A 1,174-nucleotide genomic window follows, 5' to 3' on the forward strand; every position below is an offset into this window, starting at 1 on the left:
TGGGTGCCCTCCTCCACGGTCACCGTGGACACGGCCAGTGCGCTGGACTCGAGCGAGTTGCTCGCGGTGGCGGCGGCCACGGTGGAGTCCACCTTGCCCAGGCCCAGGACCTGCGGGGTCAGCTCACCGGTCACGCCGGGGGTGATCTCCACGTCGGCGGAGCCGGTGGCGCCGGAGCCCTCGACGGCGGAGGTGACGGTCGCGGACTTCGCCTTCACGGTGACCGGGGAGGTCACCTCCGGGACGGCCTTGCCCTTGGCGGTGGTCCAGGACATGGAGCCGTGGGTCCAGGTGTTCACGGCGGCGTCGGTGCGGGTGACGGTCAGCTCGACGTCGGCGGACTGGCCGGCCTTCAGGTCCAGCACGGCCGGGGAGGCGGTCACCTCGAAGCCGGGCACGTTCGCAGAGAACCGCCAGCGGCCGTTCTCCAGGGCGGTCACGGTGCGGGTCACGGTGGCCGAGCCGACGACGTCGGGGATCGCCAGGGACGGGACGTTCACGTCACGGCCGGCGATGTCGCCGCGCAGCAGCGCGTCCCACTGCTCCTTGCCGGAGTCGTAGACCAGGCCCGGACGGGCGGCGGCGGCCGGATCGGCGGAGCCGGCACCCGTGGCGAAGTTGTCCGTGTTCACGGTGCCGTCGGCGTTGTACACGTCGCCGGCGGTGGTCATGAGGGCGGACTTCACGGCCATCGGGGACCAGGCCGGGTACTTGCCGATCAGCAGCGTGGCCATGCCGGCCAGGTTCGGCGAGGCCATGGACGTGCCGGACATCAGGCCGAACGTGTTGCCGTGGTAGTCGGGGTCCAGCGGGGAGACGCCGGCGATCACGTTCACACCGGGGGCGGCGAGGTCGGGCTTCAGGAGCTCCTGGTTCACGGCGTTGGCCGGGCCGCGGGAGGAGAAGCCGGCGATCTGGGGCAGCGGGTCCTCCGGCAGGCCGGTGGTGTCGCCCGGGACGATCGTGGCGGTGAGGTCGGAGGACTTCACCTTCTCGATCACGCCGTTGTCGTTCATGTGCACGGTCGGCACCGCGTGGATGTCCGCGTCCAGCGAGCCGGACGGGGTGTTCACGAGGATCATGCCGACGCCGCCGGCCGGGACGCCCACTGGGCCGAGCGGGCGCGCGGCAACCCCGACACCGCGGAGGGGGTCGCCGCGTTCCTGGAGCGCCG

Annotated in this window: 1 protein-coding gene; it reads right to left on the reverse strand. The window is 72.5% G+C overall.

Translation table 11 applies throughout. The features are described 5' to 3' along the window. Positions 1-1,082 (reverse strand): S8 family serine peptidase (locus AB0L75_RS44380; protein ID WP_365191964.1); only part of this gene is annotated, 1,082 nt, incomplete at its 3' end. Positions 1,083-1,174: the final 92 nt, after the last annotated feature.

Origin of the sequence: Streptomyces sp. NPDC052101 (assembly GCF_040680235.1) — a bacterium.
Taxonomy (GTDB): domain Bacteria; phylum Actinomycetota; class Actinomycetes; order Streptomycetales; family Streptomycetaceae; genus Streptomyces.